Source organism: Pseudoalteromonas sp. SG43-6 (genome assembly GCF_014164365.1).
Classification (GTDB): Bacteria; Pseudomonadota; Gammaproteobacteria; order Enterobacterales; family Alteromonadaceae; genus Pseudoalteromonas; species Pseudoalteromonas rhizosphaerae.
Genome location: NZ_JACJEZ010000045.1, coordinates 25381 through 41444 on the forward strand (window position 1 = coordinate 25381; position 16064 = coordinate 41444).

The 16064-nt window shown below is 39.6% G+C and carries 15 protein-coding genes; 1 reads left to right on the forward strand and 14 read right to left on the reverse strand.

The annotated features are described in order from the left end of the window. Positions 1–10: 10 nt before the first annotated feature. From H5201_RS17195 to H5201_RS17245, 11 genes are read right to left on the reverse strand one after another with little or no spacing between them, the layout of a single operon-like run. Positions 11–544 (reverse strand): prepilin-type N-terminal cleavage/methylation domain-containing protein, encoded by a 534-nt coding sequence (locus H5201_RS17195; RefSeq protein WP_182740308.1) that lies wholly within the window; start codon positions 542–544, stop codon positions 11–13. 22 nt (positions 545–566) lie between these two features. After that, entirely contained in the window at positions 567–1160 is a 594-nt protein-coding gene (locus tag H5201_RS17200; RefSeq protein WP_182740307.1) for an agglutinin biogenesis protein MshB, read from the reverse strand. A gap of 2 nt (positions 1161–1162) precedes the next feature. Next, positions 1163–2386: a type II secretion system F family protein gene (locus tag H5201_RS17205; RefSeq protein ID WP_182717749.1), complete on the reverse strand. Its 1224-nt coding sequence runs from the start codon at positions 2384–2386 to the stop codon at positions 1163–1165. Then, positions 2373–4100 (reverse strand): GspE/PulE family protein, encoded by a 1728-nt coding sequence (locus tag H5201_RS17210; RefSeq protein WP_182785119.1) that lies wholly within the window; start codon positions 4098–4100, stop codon positions 2373–2375. Before H5201_RS17210 ends, H5201_RS17205 begins: the two co-directional genes overlap by 14 nt. Continuing rightward, entirely contained in the window at positions 4097–5164 is a 1068-nt protein-coding gene (locus H5201_RS17215) for a lipopolysaccharide assembly protein LapB (RefSeq protein WP_182785120.1), read from the reverse strand. Before H5201_RS17215 ends, H5201_RS17210 begins: the two co-directional genes overlap by 4 nt. Then, positions 5161–6063 (reverse strand): ExeA family protein, encoded by a 903-nt coding sequence (locus H5201_RS17220; RefSeq protein WP_182717714.1) that lies wholly within the window; start codon positions 6061–6063, stop codon positions 5161–5163. The genes H5201_RS17215 and H5201_RS17220 overlap by 4 nt, the downstream gene beginning before the upstream one ends. Before the next feature lie 2 nt (positions 6064–6065). Then, complete coding sequence (gene mshL / locus H5201_RS17225; RefSeq protein ID WP_182785121.1) at positions 6066–7733, reverse strand: pilus (MSHA type) biogenesis protein MshL; 1668 nt, start codon at positions 7731–7733, stop codon at positions 6066–6068. Continuing rightward, complete coding sequence (locus H5201_RS17230; RefSeq protein ID WP_182717712.1) at positions 7717–8037, reverse strand: agglutinin biogenesis protein MshK; 321 nt, start codon at positions 8035–8037, stop codon at positions 7717–7719. Before H5201_RS17230 ends, mshL begins: the two co-directional genes overlap by 17 nt. Continuing rightward, positions 8015–8695: a type II secretion system protein GspM gene (gene gspM / locus H5201_RS17235; protein WP_182717711.1), complete on the reverse strand. Its 681-nt coding sequence runs from the start codon at positions 8693–8695 to the stop codon at positions 8015–8017. Before gspM ends, H5201_RS17230 begins: the two co-directional genes overlap by 23 nt. Continuing rightward, a complete protein-coding gene (locus H5201_RS17240) occupies positions 8685–9290 on the reverse strand; it encodes a PilN domain-containing protein (RefSeq protein WP_182717710.1) in 606 nt (201 codons plus the stop codon). The genes gspM and H5201_RS17240 overlap by 11 nt, the downstream gene beginning before the upstream one ends. Next, positions 9280–10221, reverse strand: coding sequence for an MSHA biogenesis protein MshI (locus H5201_RS17245; RefSeq protein WP_182740304.1), 942 nt, complete (start codon positions 10219–10221; stop codon positions 9280–9282). The genes H5201_RS17240 and H5201_RS17245 overlap by 11 nt, the downstream gene beginning before the upstream one ends. Before the next feature lie 87 nt (positions 10222–10308). Here H5201_RS17245 and H5201_RS17250 point away from each other — a divergent pair, with 87 nt between their 5' ends. Next, positions 10309–11220, forward strand: coding sequence for a 1-aminocyclopropane-1-carboxylate deaminase/D-cysteine desulfhydrase (locus H5201_RS17250; protein ID WP_182717708.1), 912 nt, complete (start codon positions 10309–10311; stop codon positions 11218–11220). A 25-nt stretch (positions 11221–11245) separates the two neighbouring features. On the opposite strand, the gene H5201_RS17255 is transcribed toward H5201_RS17250, so the two are convergent. From H5201_RS17255 to H5201_RS17265, 3 genes are all read right to left on the reverse strand, one after another. Continuing rightward, the gene (locus H5201_RS17255) at positions 11246–12901 is read right to left on the reverse strand and encodes an EAL domain-containing protein (protein ID WP_182767497.1); all 1656 of its coding nucleotides are present in this window, start codon (positions 12899–12901) and stop codon (positions 11246–11248) included. A 571-nt stretch (positions 12902–13472) separates the two neighbouring features. Then, a complete protein-coding gene (locus H5201_RS17260; RefSeq protein WP_182785122.1) occupies positions 13473–14921 on the reverse strand; it encodes a S41 family peptidase in 1449 nt (482 codons plus the stop codon). An 88-nt stretch (positions 14922–15009) separates the two neighbouring features. After that, positions 15010–15906 carry an ATP-binding protein gene (locus H5201_RS17265; RefSeq protein ID WP_182785123.1) on the reverse strand — a complete coding sequence of 299 codons (897 nt, stop codon included), beginning with the start codon at positions 15904–15906 and terminating at the stop codon, positions 15010–15012. Positions 15907–16064: the final 158 nt, after the last annotated feature.

A 16064-nucleotide genomic window follows, 5' to 3' on the forward strand; every position in this document is an offset into this window, starting at 1 on the left:
TGTTAATGAATTAACACTCATCCAATACGATATTAACTACTGGTGGATTATCTTTACTCGTTGCTGGTGTGTACTCAACACGGCAATTATCGGTTACAACATAACTATTAGGGAAGATAGTAACTATTGTGGTTTCACTATCACCATCGACCAGATTGAAATCAGCACCATTTACATTTGAAGCAACAGCAGTCACATCTGCAAAATCAATATCTAAGAATTTCTCAAATGCTTCAATGGTACCAACAGGGTAGCCATAATGAAGTGCTACGCCTTCCACTTCTGGGGTTACATTGGCGTCGTCATATGCATAATTTTGCACACTGGCAATTATCGCCTTACCATTGACTATATTCATCCCACTGCGAATAGAGCCTTGAACGCCCTCAAGTGTTGATGCATTGGCATCTCCTTGAAGATTCAAAAAGCGAGGGGCGGCAACAACAGCCAAAATACCTAAAATGACGATCACGATTATCAGTTCTACCAAAGTAAAACCAGCTTGTTTATTAACTACGTTACTTTTCATTGATTGCGTTTTCATAAGTAAGCCTCTTTGTTATTACTTAAGATTTAAAAATTTGTACTTTGCCTGTTACAGGAAAGTACGAAAATCCACTGGTGCCAACATATGGTTCACCATCTATTGGAATATTTTTCGCATCTAAAGAATGAGTTAAATAGTAAATGCATTGCAGTTTATCTGCGTTATACCTCACTAAAAACTTTGCATCTTTAACTACTGACGCGTCACTACTTAGGGTATTGCTTGGCGCACCTTGTAAAATCACATTCAGCACCTGTTGGCATTTGTAACTACTCATCACTAATGCCTGCGTGTTCTCTTGCTCTGTTTCATCACTTGTTGGCGTGCCTAATCGGCCATCAACACCAACAACTACACCTCCATAATTTATATGCGTAACAAACTGCGAAACCCCATTTCCAGATGGTCTCGCGTCCAGCTCCCATTGCCCCCTAATTAAACCAACAGCACTGGCAAAACCACCAGCAACGGCATCAATATTTGAACGATGGGCTCGCTCCTTAATATCTAAAAACTGCGGTACAGCAACACTCATTACAATCGCCAATAAAATAACCACAAGCACAAGCTCCAAAAGAGAAAAACCTGCTATATGGCCTGGTTTACTGGGCATTGTTAACCCCCTTTAATTGCAGACATCATGTTCCACATCGGCATAAAAATACCGAGCGCGAGAATTAGCACCATAACGGCAACTATCACTGTCAAAATAGGCTCTATCTTGGCGGTTAAACTACGTAAGTCGTAATCGACTTCTCGCTCGTAATAATCAGCGGCTTCTTGCAAAAGCTCATCAACTCGCCCTGTTTCTTCACCAACAGCCACCATTTGTAGCACTAACTGGGAAAAAAGCTCGCTACTCCTTGAGGCCCTTAACAGGCTGTCACCTTTTTCTATATCTTGACGAATATTTAAAATTGCACGTTCCATATAGGTGTTATCTACCGCTTTTGCCGTTAAAGACAATCCTGTAGTCATAGGTACACCAGAGCGCAATACCATGGCTAAACTTTGGCTATACCGTGCAAGTAATGAACGATGAATAATATTTCCAACAATGGGGATCTTTAATTTGTAGTGATCCCAGTTATATAACCCCTGCTCGGTTGCCAAATAGCGCCGCCAAGCGATCACACTGCCAATAAGAATGAGTAATAAAAGCCACCAGTAATTAACGAAGAAGTAACTTGTTGCCACCAAAATTTGGGTCATTAATGGTAGTTCTGCATCAAATTTCGCGAACATGGTGGCAAACACCGGGATCACAAATATATTTAAAATCACCATTGCAACTAATAATGCAGCAATAACAAAAGTGGGATAGCGCATTGCGGCCTTTATGCGTTTGCGCGTTTCTTGTTCTTTCTCAAAATAACTAGCGAGTTGGTGAAAAGCATCTTCTAACCGCCCTGAGCCTTCGCCAACCAATACCATTGCGATAGTTAATCTGCTAAAAACTTTATTGTGCATGGTCATGGCACTGGAAAGATCCCGACCTTGCTCTAGTTGTTTGATTATGTCTGTTAAAACCAGCTTAAACTCTTTATTTTGTGTGGTATCAGCTAACCCCACCATGGCACGAATAATCGGGATGCCAGCTTTGAGCAACGAGTACATTTGCCGCGAAAACATAATCATGTCTGCCAGGCCTATTTTTTCTTTGAATAGTTGCGCAAGCGGAAGGTTAATGTCGCTTTCTTTATCGATTTGGGTAATCGAGATCGGCGTAAATTGGCGTTTTAACAAGCTGTCGGCAACACCTGCCTGGCTGGCAGCTTCAAGTTGCCCCTTAATTAAAATGCCTTTTTGGTCTTTAGCTTGATAGTTATAAAGGTGCATCATCACCTCCTACCATTTCAGGAATATATTCAGCCACTTTAAATACTTCATCTAAAGTGGTTATCCCCTGCTTGGCATACCCTAACGCCATGGTAGATAACGGCGCAAAGTAAGGGTTGTTCTTGGCAGCCCGAGCAAAACCTTGAGTGTCATTTTGACGAAGACACTCCATCATGGCTTCATCCATTTCGAGTAACTCAAAAACACCGACCCGACCTTTGTAACCTGAGTGATTACACGCGGTACACCCCTTACCATAAAAAAATTCGGTTTTGTCTACATTAACATTTAAATACTTTAACCAGCTTGCCTCTTGAGCATCGGGTGTATATGTATGCTTGCAATTTTGACATACCCGCCTAACTAAACGCTGAGCAATAATGGCTCTTAGTGAGCTGGCAACTAAATAGGCTGGCGCTCCCATATCAATTAACCGCATTGCACTGGTTATTGCGTCATTAGTATGCAGAGTTGAAAGCACTAAATGCCCTGTTAATGCGCCCCGCAGGCCTATATCAACCGTTTCTTTATCACGCATTTCCCCCACCATTAGAATGTCAGGGTCTTGACGTAGCGCGGTTCTTAAAATACTGGCAAAACTAAGCCCTATTTTATTTTTAATCTGTACTTGGTTTATCCGGCCAATGCGATACTCCACCGGATCTTCTACTGTAATAATTTTATTTTCTGGCTGGTTTAGCTCACTCAACGCACCATATAAAGTGGTTGTTTTACCTGAGCCTGTTGGCCCGGTTACCAAAATCATGCCATGAGGGCGCTTTAAGATTGAGCGAAACCGTTTTAGCAACGCTGCAGGCATACCGGTTTCATCTAATGATAGTAACCCGGCAGATTGATCAAGCAGCCGCATAACAACCGATTCGCCATATTGAACCGGCATAGTAGACAAACGCACATCAATGCTATGTGTATGCACTTTAATATTAAAACGGCCATCTTGCGGTAAGCGTTTTTCTGATATATCTAAACCAGACATTAACTTAAGCCGCAGCACTAATGCTGAGGCTATTTTAACTTGATTGAGTACATGCTCCTGCAACACTCCGTCGACGCGTTGACGAATCCGTAACATACCTTCATCTGGTTCAATATGGATGTCTGATGCTCTGACTTGTACAGCATCTTCAAAAATCGATTGTAATAGCTTCACTACGGTAGCATCAGAGGATTCATCACCTAACGAATTTAAATCAAACTCTTCTACATCTTCGTACTCTTCATGTAACTGCTCGGCAAAGCTGGTAATTTCTTCTGTCCGCCGGTAAACGTTATCAAAAGCAGTCATGATCTGACTTTCTTGCACTACCGCTAAATCAATTCGCTTTGGCGCTAAAATTGGTGCGAGTTGATCAAGCCCTCTTAAATCGGCCGGATCACTCATCCCCACAAGTACTGAGTCACCATTATCTTCTATAACGAGCGCTCTATAGCGGCGCGCCATTACTTCAGAAAGCAACTTGGATACTTCAGGTGAGATTTTGCGTTGCGAAATATCTAAAAAGGGAACTTTTAATTGCTGAGCTAAAAACCTTAGTAATTGTGGCTCACTAATAAACTCAAGAGCAATTAACGTTGCACCTAGCTTACGCCCGGTTGCAGCCTGCACGTTTAACGCTTCACTCAATTGCGCTTCAGTGATCATGTTTTCTTCAACTAATAAATCACCTAACCTTAGACGTAGACTGGGTCTCATGACACACCTCCTAAGGTCTGCAAACGTTGCTTTGCATGTTTTAACACTGCAGGGTTTAAGTTACCCACTTCGATTGCAGCTAGGTAATAACGTTTCGCCGAGAGGTAATCACCTTGTGCATCTTTAGAAGTCGCCATAGCTAACCACCATTTACCTTGCTGAGGCTGTAACTGTGTTAATTGCTCAAAGCAAACCAATGCACGAGTATGATCACCTAACTGCTGCGCAGCAGTGCCTTTAAGCGCCCAATATTGCTCATCACCTTGGCTATCAAAATCATCGCTTAATAATTGTTGTACCACTGAATATTGCTTGCGCGTAATATAAATTTTACTAAGCTGCACTCGCCACTCGAGTACTTGCGAGTCAAACGCAATGCCATGTTCTAAAATACTTTGCGCGGATAAAATATCTTGCTGCTGAAAATAAGTTGCTGCGAGTAAACTTCTTGCAGCTATATTCCCTTTATCTCGATTAAGAATTTGGCTTAAATCATCTATGCCTTCCTGATATAAACCAAATTCGAGGGCTTGCTTAGCTTGGCGCAGTAGCTCAGCTATTTGCTGTTGCTCTGTTCGTTGCTGAGTCACTTTTTTAACCTGAAAACTACTTTGTTTATTGGCACTAGGCACTGTATTTGGCTCAACCGTGATAGCTGCAACCATGGGTTTTTCAGCTACAAACGGCTCTTTGGTGTCCGTTTTTACCGCTGCGACTTCTTCAATAATGGGTTCTACTTTAGCAACTGGTTTAATTACATCAGAGTTACTCACCACAGGAGCATTAATTAACACTGGCGTATTATTTTGCTCAGCCTCTTTTGAGCTTTGAGCTTTGGTAACTAGATCCATTCGTTCTGGTAATTGAGCAGCATCATCACTTGCTGTAGGTAAATAAATATAGCTCAATACAACCACTAACAAGGCAATGGCGATTATTAGTAGCTTTTTAATAACACCATGCGAATCATAAACAGGGTCTACTACAACTGTACCTTGCTCATTTAACGAAGTTGTTGGCTGTCGCTGCTCAATATTTTTAAGCATAGAATTAATGACACTCATAGCCATTGCCTCCACGCCCAAATTATCATAATGGCAATAGCCGATAGACTCACCACTGCAATATTCCAACCATTGATGTAATTATTCACGGTGCAATCTTCGGTGTCTTTTACCGCAAGCTTTATGTGCCGGCTACTTACTGCGGTGAGCCCTTCACCGTAAGCTTGCAGCAAGGTTTTATGACATAAGATATTTACTAACCGAGGAATACCACGACTTGCTTGCGCTATTTTTAAGCCTAATTGCTTGGTAAATAGCGGTGCACCTTTAAAACCTGCGACCTGTAATCGATGATTAATATAGTAAATTACTTCGCCGCTAGTCATTGGTCTTAGCTGGTAAGAAAAGCTAATACGCTGGCGTAATTGGCGAACCCGTGTATGCGCTAGTTTTTCGTCTAATTCGGGCTGCCCAAACAGCACCACTTGAATCAGTTTTTCGCTTTCAGTTTCAATATTGGTAAATAGTCGTAACGCTTCAAGAGCATCCCAGCTTAGGCTTTGCGCCTCATCTATCAGTAAAACAACTTTTTTGCCTTCTTTTTGTAACGCTAATAAATGATGATTGATCAACTGACTTAGTGCTTGCTGATCTAATTGTTTATCAACGTCCATACCTAGCTCTACAGCGAGTGCCCAGCGTAGCTCATCTGGGCTTAAATATGAGTTAGGTAGATAAGCAACGGTGTAATCATGCTCAATTTGATTAAGTAATTTACGGCACAATAAAGTTTTACCCGTGCCGACCTCTCCTGCTACCTTAATAAACCCCTCTCCCATTTCAAGTGCAGTAATAAGCACCTGCATTGCTTCATTATGCGGTGCAAGCGCACAGAAAAACTCGGTGTTAGGGGTTAAGGTGAAAGGCATTTCACTTAAATTAAAAAAGCTCAAATACATAGCTAGTTCTCATACCAAGTATTAAGTAGTTGGCGGCTGCGTGTTTGCTGTTTTTTCCACGTATCTGGCATTACAACTGTTGGCTTTAGCAATATAACGAGCTCTTTCTTTTCTTGGCGTTTACTAATACTTTTAAATAAATTACCAAATAAGGGGATATCACCTAATACCGGTGTTTTAGACTCTTCATCGGTGGTTATCGTTTGCATTAAGCCACCAATCACAACAATTTCACCGCTTTGCGCACGAATTACCGTGTCTGATTCCCTAATGTTGCTTTGTGCTAACGGTAAAATAAACTCATCATTATTAAGGGTAATGACCTTTTGTTGCTCTTCAGTTTGAGTGACGGAGGGGTGAACATGTAAGATCACTGAGCCGTATTTGTCTATTTGTGGGGTTACATCGAGGGCAATCCCTGAAAAGAAAGGAGTTAGGTCAATTTCTGGGGTTGTTGTGGTGGCATTCCCTGTTACAGTGGTACTTGAAACATTCGTAACAAAATACTCATCTTGACCTACTTTAATGACCGCTTTTTGGTTATTAGTCGCAGTCACTCGGGGGTTTGAAAGCATCTGTACATCGCCCTGAGTTTCTAATAAGCTAATCACCCCAGTAAAGTCTGCGTTATTAATAACTAAGTTTGATACACCACCTAGAGCGGCCGTAATACTATTACTAATTTGCCCTGCTGCAGTGGTCGCGAACGACAGACTTGTACTGCCAATTGAACCCGCAATTTCGTTCCAATTAACACCTTGCTGGTATTCATCTTTAAGCGTGACTTCGACTATTTTGGCTTCTAAAATCACTTGTCGCTGTAAGTTTTCTTGGGTTTGCCGCAAAAAGTCCTTTAGCTGCATTATTTCACTCGGTAATGCATTAACCGTTACTAAGCTGGCTTGTGGGCTGGCGATAACATAGCGCCCATCACCGGTGCCAATCAAGGATTTTAAAGCCAGCTCTAGATCTTTCCAAAAGTCATTACTGTTAGTGGTTTGAATACGCGAACCGTTAAGTTCAATATTTTGATTATTACCAAACTCACTATCTTGTTGATTATTATTGTTATAGTTATTCGAACTATTGCTTTGATTAGAATTATTATTATCAGCCATTTGGCTCACACCACCAGCAACAACACTTACCGTAGACTGACCACTACGTTTCATCATTAAATAGTTAACAGGTATTGTTTCAGTGCGCATTTTTGCAGGTAGCACCTGTACAACTCGTCCTTCGTGAACAATATCAAGCGGGTACATACGTTTAATTACATTTATTACCTCATCAAAGGTAACATTTTTTAATGTGAGACTAATGGTGCCAGCTACCTCTGGGTGTATAGCAACGCTATATGGCGTATCGTCAGTTAAACCAGCAAAGAAAGCGCGCACTTCTACTTCATTTGCAGCCACTTCAAAACGCTTAACTGCCAACTCTGTATTAAGGCTTTGCTCGCTATCAAATGACGATAATAAGCTTTGCGTAACTTCATCGGGCACTGTCAACAGAGCTACTGTAGTTTGCTGCTCAGGCTGAGCTGTGAGCTCTTGCTCAATATGGGGCTTTATTTCTTTACCTGGAGCAAAACTATGGCAACCACCAAGGTAGATAGGTAACAGCAATAAAATAGTCAGCTGACTAGGTAATTTAATTTTTAATTTCATAATCATATAAATCTAATTTTATTTGCTTATTGTCATTCGCTAACACAACTTGCTTAGAGCTTATGGTTAGCACTTTATAGTCATTTATTTGATCGCCTACGGTATAAATCTGTCCTGAAATAATCGCTTTATAGCGGCCTGACCTTTTAATTATTGATTGCAGCTTGAGGCTACTTTGCTGATTTTTAACTACGCTAGTAGCGAGCAAATTTTGTGGCTTAGTTGGATCGGCCAACTGCTGCGCAACCACGTCTGCTGAGCAAACAAATAACCCAAGCACACTAAAGAGCAATAAATTTTTCATTCGCGCTCACCGTTGCTATATGTATGATTAATTGCGCCCGAGGGTAATCCTCTACTTGATAGTCAAAACGCTGGATTAAGAGTTTTTCTTTACTTTGTTTTAGCGATGCTAAATATTGTTGCAAGTTAAAATACTGTCCCTGTAATGTGAGCACCATTTGATGTTCAAAAAACAGTGTTTTAGCTTCGTTTGCACCAACCTTAGTAACATCGACAGCTTTAGGCTCTAACACTTTAAAACTAACAACCTTAACCTCGGTACTTTCTTTTAATAGCTGCTGCAACATATTAGGAACCCGTTCAGCGCTGACAAAGCCTTTGCTAAATTGGCTCAATTTTTCATCAGCAATAGTCAATTCACTCTTTGCCCGTTCTATTTGAGAGCGTAATTCTTTTGTGTAATCATTACTTAGAGCTTGCTCTAACATCGCTAATTGTGTTCTATTTTGAGTTATTTTTTGTTGTGCTTGAGTGTTAGCTTGGTGCTGTTTATTTGCTTGAATTTGCGTCGGCTCGACAATAAATAGATAGCCTAAATATAAAATAATAAATAACCCAGCAAATAAAATAGCCAATTTTTCTCTTATTTGCAGTGCAGCAAAACGCGCTTGATACTTCACCCAAATAGGCCAACTACGAGAGGATTTTTCAGTTTTCATGGCTGTCCTCCTTAGCTGCAACCTCTGTAGCTACATTAAATTCACTTAAGCCGTTTTTATCTTCAAACTCTAAAACCGAAAACTCTTTACCTGCAAAGTATCTTGATTGTTTTAAACTACTCAACCAAATAGGTAACTGAGCCGATTGACTTGCTTGCCCTTTTAAAGTCACTGTTTGCTCAGAAAACGTTACTTGGGTTAACCAAATACTTGCCACATGGTAACGCGCTAAATCAAGCATCACTTGGCTATAGTCCATACTCGATAAAGTTTGTGCAGCCTCCAAGTAACCAAACACTTGTTGTTTGTGGGCAATTTCTTGTTCCATCTTTTTTAACTGCTTAACAAACTGATCTTTATTTTGTTTCTCATCTAATTTAGCTTTCACAGCTTGTAACTGGGTGCTCATTTCATTTAATGTTAATTCAGTTTGTTGCGCCTCTATTTGGTTAAAGTGAACTGATAACGCAAACCCACCCCAACTTATGGCAATAACAAATAACGCTATGCCCCACAGAGCTAATAAACTTTGCAATGGCATTAAGTCACGACGAGGACGTAGTGATTTTTGGTAAAAATTAATTCTATTCTTCATTGCGCGGCTCTTTACTTTCAGCCATAGATATAGCTGCAGCTAGGGCATAGAAGTACTGACTATCTAAACCCTCTGATAAGGCAAGGTTAGGTTGAAAATCAACAACCTTAACTTGTAATAGCTCTGCAAGCTCAGCTCTGAGTGTTAAAGAAGATAAATCGTCGCATTGCAGCTGAATACTGCGTATAGGGGGCTGCTTAAGCTGACTTTCAAAAAAATCCATCGACCGTTGTACCTCTAAACCTAAAGCGTCAATGAACGCACTATTTTGATCTTTTTCTGTAATGCCTACAAAGCCATTTAGCCGCCTTGCCAATACAAGCTTACCGTCACAAATAATCAATATTCTCGGCTCATGTTCAACATGCTGCACCACCAACATATGCGCATCTTTATCTTTACCAAATAAAGTGAGTAATACCATTTCTTCTGACGTCATTGAGCGTAAAATTGCGTTGGTATCTGCAAAGCTATTAATGAACGGCTGAATCTGTGTTTTATCAGTAATAAACACATTCATTTTATTCGCTTGCATTGGTAATGAGATGGGATAATCAATAAAGTCTGCGATGATATTCTCTGGCGCAACGTTGACAAGGTCTTTCGTAGTCCATGGTAACGACTGCACAATTTCGTCATCTGTCAGGTTAGGTTTTTCCATTTGCACAATTTGATAATAGTGGTGAGGTATCACTAAATTAATCGCACAACGCAGCTTACTAACTTCATTTGTACAAGTTACAATTGCTTTTGTATAATCCCGAGGTTCTGTCACTACAACACTGTGGGTTTTATCGATTTGCCAGTGCCCCTGCAAGCGTTTTAAGCTTACAGCATTCACTGTTTTTGCATATGTAGCTATCCCTATTACACAATTCGAATCTAACCCTTGTTGCAACCAAGGAAATAATGAAAAAATCTTCTTTTTCATATAGCTACTTATGTTGGCTATTGATTTTTTAAGTATCGTATATTTTTACTAGCCCGCAAGTTTTCACATAAGAAAAAAGGAACTTGAATGCATAACTCTTTCACTATTGATGAAAATAGCCCGATACAACAAATAGATAGTACCAAGTTAAAAAAAAGAAATATTTCATTATGCATTAAACGTGATGATCTGCTACACCCGCTCATTAGCGGTAATAAATGGCGAAAACTCAAGTACAACTTAATTGAGATGCAAGCACAAAATAAACAGGAGTTAGTAACGTTTGGTGGCGCTTTTTCAAATCATATCCATGCCTGTGCTGCCGCAGGAAAGCATTTTAACTTAACAACCCATGGCATTATTCGCGGCCCTGAACTTGATCAGCAAAACCCGACCTTACAATTCGCCAAACAATGCGGTATGCAACTGCACCCAGTTACCCGCTTAGAGTATCGTGAGCGACACAATGCTGATTATTTAGCGCAATTACAAACTCGCTTTCCTAATGCCTACCTATTGCCAGAAGGCGGTACAAACACAGCCGCTCTACTTGGTTGTAAAGAGCTTGCGCAGTCATTACCCGTCGCCGACTATGTTATCTGTCCAACGGGGAGCGGAGGCACACTGGCAGGGTTAATTGAAGGCTGCGATAACAGCACACAGGTTTTAGGAGTCGCGGTATTAAAGCAAGCTGAGTATTTAATCGATGAAATAAAATCGCTCAGCCCGGTAGCAGCACAACAGCAAAACTGGCAATTACTCACCCAGTTTCATGGCGGTGGCTATGGCAAGTTTAGCCCTGAACTTTGGCAATTTTGCCTGCAGATGCAAAGCCAACATCAACTCCCGCTCGAGCCGATTTACTCAGGAAAAATGATGCACGCTTTATGGCAGTTAATCGCTCAGGATTATTTTCCTAAAGGCAGTAACATCATTGCCATTCATACCGGTGGCCTGCAAGGATTAAACGGGCTGCGTTATCGTGGCTTAATAACTTGAGTTCATGCACTTAATGAGCTAAAAATCAATTTACCGTGACATTAGTAAACTCTTGCAAAGGTTCGGTAAAGTAAAACCCTTGTGCGCCAAGCACGCCCTGCTTTTTAAGCATATTGAGTTCTTGCTGGGTTTCCACGCCAACACCGTATACGGGTAAGTTCACTCGCTCTGCACTGGCTACAATTTGGCGCACCACTTTTTGCTGCGTTACATTTTTATCAATGTCGTGGATTAAATCATAGCTAAGCTTGAGTCCTTTGATCCCTTTGTAAGGCGCTAATAAAGCGATTTTATCGTGCGATGAAACATTATCAATTGATACTGAGCTCCCCACTGATTTAATTGTACTAAAAGCAAAATTCAATCGCTGTTGATGTTGATAAAAATCCACCTCCGATATCTCAAACTGTAGTTTATCAGCACCTTTTACATTTTTCATTCTCTGTCCAAACCAGCGCCAATAGTCATCAGAAAACCAATTAAATGCGTGTAAGTTAATACTCACGGTTAACGCACTTGTTTCACCTTCTAATAACTTAACAACTTGATCCAATACTGTTTTATCCAATAAAACAATCGCTGAATCATTTTTTAGTTGAGGAATAAATTGCTTAGCAGAAAGCATCCCTAAAGACTTATGACGAACCCGGATCAAAGCTTCATGCTGTAAAATATCACCACTGGCGAACTCAAATAACGGCTGAAAAAACAACATAAATTTCTTTTTGCCAATGTAATCAGCTAAGTTCTCATCGCTATTTGCCAGCACCGTTGAACGCGTATGGTTAAACGGTACCCGATGAGTATGCTGCCATGGGCTTTGTTTTGCTAATGCGAGTGCTGATTTAGTTAGCTGATAAACCACAGTTTGATCGGCACCATCGCGGTAATTACATACGCCTATTTTAATTTCTTTGCGAGATAAATCACCGCGATAAAGCAAAGAAGCCTGATAAATAATTTGATGCAAGCGCTTAGTGTAAGCATCGATATCAGGTTGAGGTATATTCTCCAAGGTAATTGCCAGCCCACCTGAAGATAACAACTTAACTGATACCCGAGATAACTCTTTAAAGCCTTTGCTCACAATAAGTTTAAAGTGGCTTTCTAAATCAACGTTATCTGGAAATGGCTGTGTCCAATAAAGTAAAGCAAAAAGGTGGTTATGATTATTTTGGATACCGTACATTGCGGTAATTGCAACATCGTCTGCGGAACTTAATTTTCGCTTGGCTGTCAGTACTTTTGTACTATTAATAGCAATATCATTTAGTGCTAATTTAACCACATCTTTAGGCGCTTGTTGGCTGCTTGATACTTTACCACCAGTTAATAATGCGATTGAATCTACGCCATCGCGCTGTTTAAATAGCAGACGCCACCAGCGATAACTCCAAATAGCAGCGCCAATCATCACTAGGTTTAATAAAATAAATAGCGGACTTTCAACAACCCAAAAAGGCAAATGATAAAGCTTTAAACTAACCGTTTTATATTTAAAGATATCACTCTTTTGGGCCATAAAAGCAGAATAATGAAACGAATCACTGCCTGATTCAAGCATAAAACCATGACTTTCAGCAAGTGCGGCAATGATCTCTTTATCTGCAATTGGTTGCAATTTTAAGTTGTAGATCTGTTTAGCTAATTGGCTCCCAGTGATGTGTACTTTTTGATGCAATATTTCCCCTAGAAAAAGATTAAATACCGTTAGTAAAAGCATAAAAGCAATTACATAAAAACTGAACATCCGCACTTGAGCATTTTTAAATTGAGTCACCATGGCTGTTACGCTGTTTGTACTAATAGCTAAAGTGTTGTTCAAGATCCTTATAAACACAAGGCTGAGAGCGATGTTTAAATGTTAACGAACATTATAATGAATAAAACCATCGCATTTTTAGCTACCTAAGTCGGAATAAATATTTATAATTTTTAGCGCATCACAATTGCTTCCTAAAAATAACAAAACACTTATGATGTTTCACTTGTTTGTAATTTTTATCTATTTAGTCAACAGTTATCTAAGACAGCAAATATGGTAATGACTTCGAAAGGTTTATTATAATCACTCAGAAGCCATCAATTTTATTGATATTCGTTTAACTCCCCTATATTAAACGTATAAGCTACGGGCTCATCATCAACCGGAAACTCTTAAAACGAGATTTACTAAATAAATACAAGTGATTATCTAACATAAAAGCCACTATACAGACAGACCTCAAATAAAGACGAGTGCCATATTATGTTTAGTCTTCAGTTAGCAGCGTAATTATTTTCTCTATCGTAAGGTCCTTTTTCTCGCCTCTTGCGAATTTATCATAAGGGTCAACCTCAATATCAACAGGCACACCGAGCACTTCAGCATTTAGCCCCTCACCATTTTTATAGTATTCATTACTAAGTTCATAGGCCCAACCATTAGGTAACATACGAGGGAAGGTATCTGATGTGGCCCCTGCAGTGGGTTCTCCAACCAAAGTAACCTTAGGAAGCGTTGACATAGCAAGCGCAAAACTCTCGCCTGCACTGAAAGTACCATTTGACGTTAGTAAGTAGATATCATTTTGATAGTATGGTCTGCTATCAGGTTCCGCATAAACAGTAACTAGTTCATGAAGGCTACCAGCATAAAAAGTACTAATATCCCAAACTAAGGTATTACCAGATATAAACCTTTTGATTAATTCCAAGGCTTGAATATCATAGCCGCCTTCATTATCACGAATATCAATTATCAATTTTTGCGTACCATCCAATGCAATAAAAACCTCATCGAGCAAGTTATTAAATGCTTCGTTCGCATAACTGATATTTTGGCGATCGAGGCTGTCTGTTTCAATAAAGTTTACAAAGTGAGGAAGTGATAGATATCCAACTTGAATACCTTCAACATCAATGATCCCCCAGTTTGGGCTAAATGAGTTCAGTGTATTACGTGCAATAAACGCTGGCTGGGTTGCTTTATTTAGGTACTGCGTAATATTTTCTCTAACAAGTACAGTTTGCTCGATAATATAATTCTCAGCAGGTTCGCCTTTTAGCTCTAAATCCTGCGCTTCTTGTTCCAGTCGTTTTGCAAGTGTTAGCTTAGCTTCAAAGCTGATTGGCTCTTCGTCTAAGTTATAATACAAGCGAGTATGACCATCACTCAAAATTTCTAGTATTTCACTAATTATATTAATGAGTTGCTCTTCATCATTTTCATTTAATTTCGGGGCGTACATTTCATAGATATGCTCCCAATCAATGTTACGCTCCTTAAAAAAGGCGTAGTGATTTTGCATATCTAGCCAAAACAACTGAAAAATAACTTCGGCATCAAATTCATAGCTGTTACCGGCGATTGTATCTAGTATGCCGTCAGTGCAAACATCTTCAATGTTTTGTATAGATCTATATGAAGCAGGACCACTATCATACGGTCGTTCATAAATAAGTTGGTCTTTATACTTTTGGCTAAAAGAATCAAAAAGTGGCAAGGGGTCTAAAGTAATTATTGGATAACAGAAAGCTCCTGTTACCTGCCAAGTAACAACGGAATCACCGCTGATCTGTTTTATTTCACCATAAATATCCGAATACCAAAGCTCATTTCGCTGCTCTTTGATAATGTCACTTTGATCACTATCAGAGTTACATCCAAGTAAGCTGATACAAAATATGGTGACGACTAATTTAGCAATACATTTGATCATTACAACTTCCTATAAATTGAAATAAGAAGTTATTCTAATATTCAAAGCACTCTCGGTTTGTCACTTTAATGTCAGAGTTTCGTAATGCCTATTCGACAAAACAACTAGACAAATCAATAGTCAAACAAGCGCCACCAAACTGGCTTTTACTTATTTTTACATTCGCATCATGGCTAGACAAAATTTCTTTTACGATTGCAAGCCCTAGACCCACACCATGGCGCTTACCTGTCCTACTTTCATCAACGGTATAAAAGGGTTGAAAAACTAACTCTCGTTTGCCCTTGGCAATTCCTATTCCATCATCCTCAACTGTCAACAGCAAACGTCTACCTTGCCTAAGTAGTGACACATGAATCTGCTCTACAGCGTACTTATCCGCGTTAACAACTAAATTATGTATAACTCTTTTGATACCAGCGTTATCTACTCGCGCAAATATAGATTGTTGGACATCCAAAATAATAGGATGGTTACAGTACTTTTCTATAGACTTCGCATAGTTTTGAAGTGAATTGCTCAAATTAATTTCAGTAAAATTCAAAGATGAAGAAAACTGCTCTACTTTACTATATTCTAATATTTCATGGACTAAAGTATCCAGTTCGTCACATTCCTCAAATAACTCGTAAATAAGCTTTTCATTATTTGAGGACTTATCTAACAGCTCAAGCTTCAGTTGCAATCGAAAAATAGGGGTTTTTAGTTCGTGAGAAATTGCTCTTATCATATGCCCTTGCTGAGCAAACAAGCGCTCCAACTTCTCTGCCATGTGGTTGAAAGTTTCATTTACACGTCCAATAGCGAAAAGTCCAGTATCAGCACGCCCCGATAATTGGCCCTTTGCAATTAGTTTGCTTGCAAGCTCTAATCTAAAAAGTCTGTATTGCAGCCAAAGTGTATGCAATAAAAAAAGAAATAATATTAAACCCAAAGGCAGCCCATATTGAATAAAAAACAGAATGGTCTCGACATTATCTTTCACTCTAAATGCTGAAAATTGAATTAACTCATTCCCCCTAAAGTATCCCCAGAATTAGCCTTTATATATCAATGAACTAATAGTATTAAAAAATGTGGGAAGCGAGGGAACATTCATGGTGTTTTGTGATCTTATGAATCGCTTAAAAACAACAGAGCTAA

Coding starts and splice junctions, on each gene's coding strand:
- H5201_RS17195 (WP_182740308.1), bottom strand. CDS start 544: ATGAAAACGCAATCAATGAAAAGTAACGTAGTTAATAAACAAGCTGGT.
- H5201_RS17240 (WP_182717710.1), bottom strand. CDS start 9,290: ATGAAGAATAGAATTAATTTTTACCAAAAATCACTACGTCCTCGTCGT.
- H5201_RS17210 (WP_182785119.1), bottom strand. CDS start 4,100: ATGAGACCCAGTCTACGTCTAAGGTTAGGTGATTTATTAGTTGAAGAA.
- H5201_RS17245 (WP_182740304.1), bottom strand. CDS start 10,221: ATGAAAAAGAAGATTTTTTCATTATTTCCTTGGTTGCAACAAGGGTTA.
- H5201_RS17205 (WP_182717749.1), bottom strand. CDS start 2,386: ATGCACCTTTATAACTATCAAGCTAAAGACCAAAAAGGCATTTTAATT.
- H5201_RS17260 (WP_182785122.1), bottom strand. CDS start 14,921: ATGATCAAATGTATTGCTAAATTAGTCGTCACCATATTTTGTATCAGC.
- H5201_RS17250 (WP_182717708.1), top strand. CDS start 10,309: ATGCATAACTCTTTCACTATTGATGAAAATAGCCCGATACAACAAATA.
- H5201_RS17220 (WP_182717714.1), bottom strand. CDS start 6,063: ATGTATTTGAGCTTTTTTAATTTAAGTGAAATGCCTTTCACCTTAACC.
- H5201_RS17200 (WP_182740307.1), bottom strand. CDS start 1,160: ATGCCCAGTAAACCAGGCCATATAGCAGGTTTTTCTCTTTTGGAGCTT.
- gspM (WP_182717711.1), bottom strand. CDS start 8,695: ATGAAAACTGAAAAATCCTCTCGTAGTTGGCCTATTTGGGTGAAGTAT.
- mshL (WP_182785121.1), bottom strand. CDS start 7,733: ATGAAATTAAAAATTAAATTACCTAGTCAGCTGACTATTTTATTGCTG.
- H5201_RS17215 (WP_182785120.1), bottom strand. CDS start 5,164: ATGAGTGTCATTAATTCTATGCTTAAAAATATTGAGCAGCGACAGCCA.
- H5201_RS17230 (WP_182717712.1), bottom strand. CDS start 8,037: ATGAAAAATTTATTGCTCTTTAGTGTGCTTGGGTTATTTGTTTGCTCA.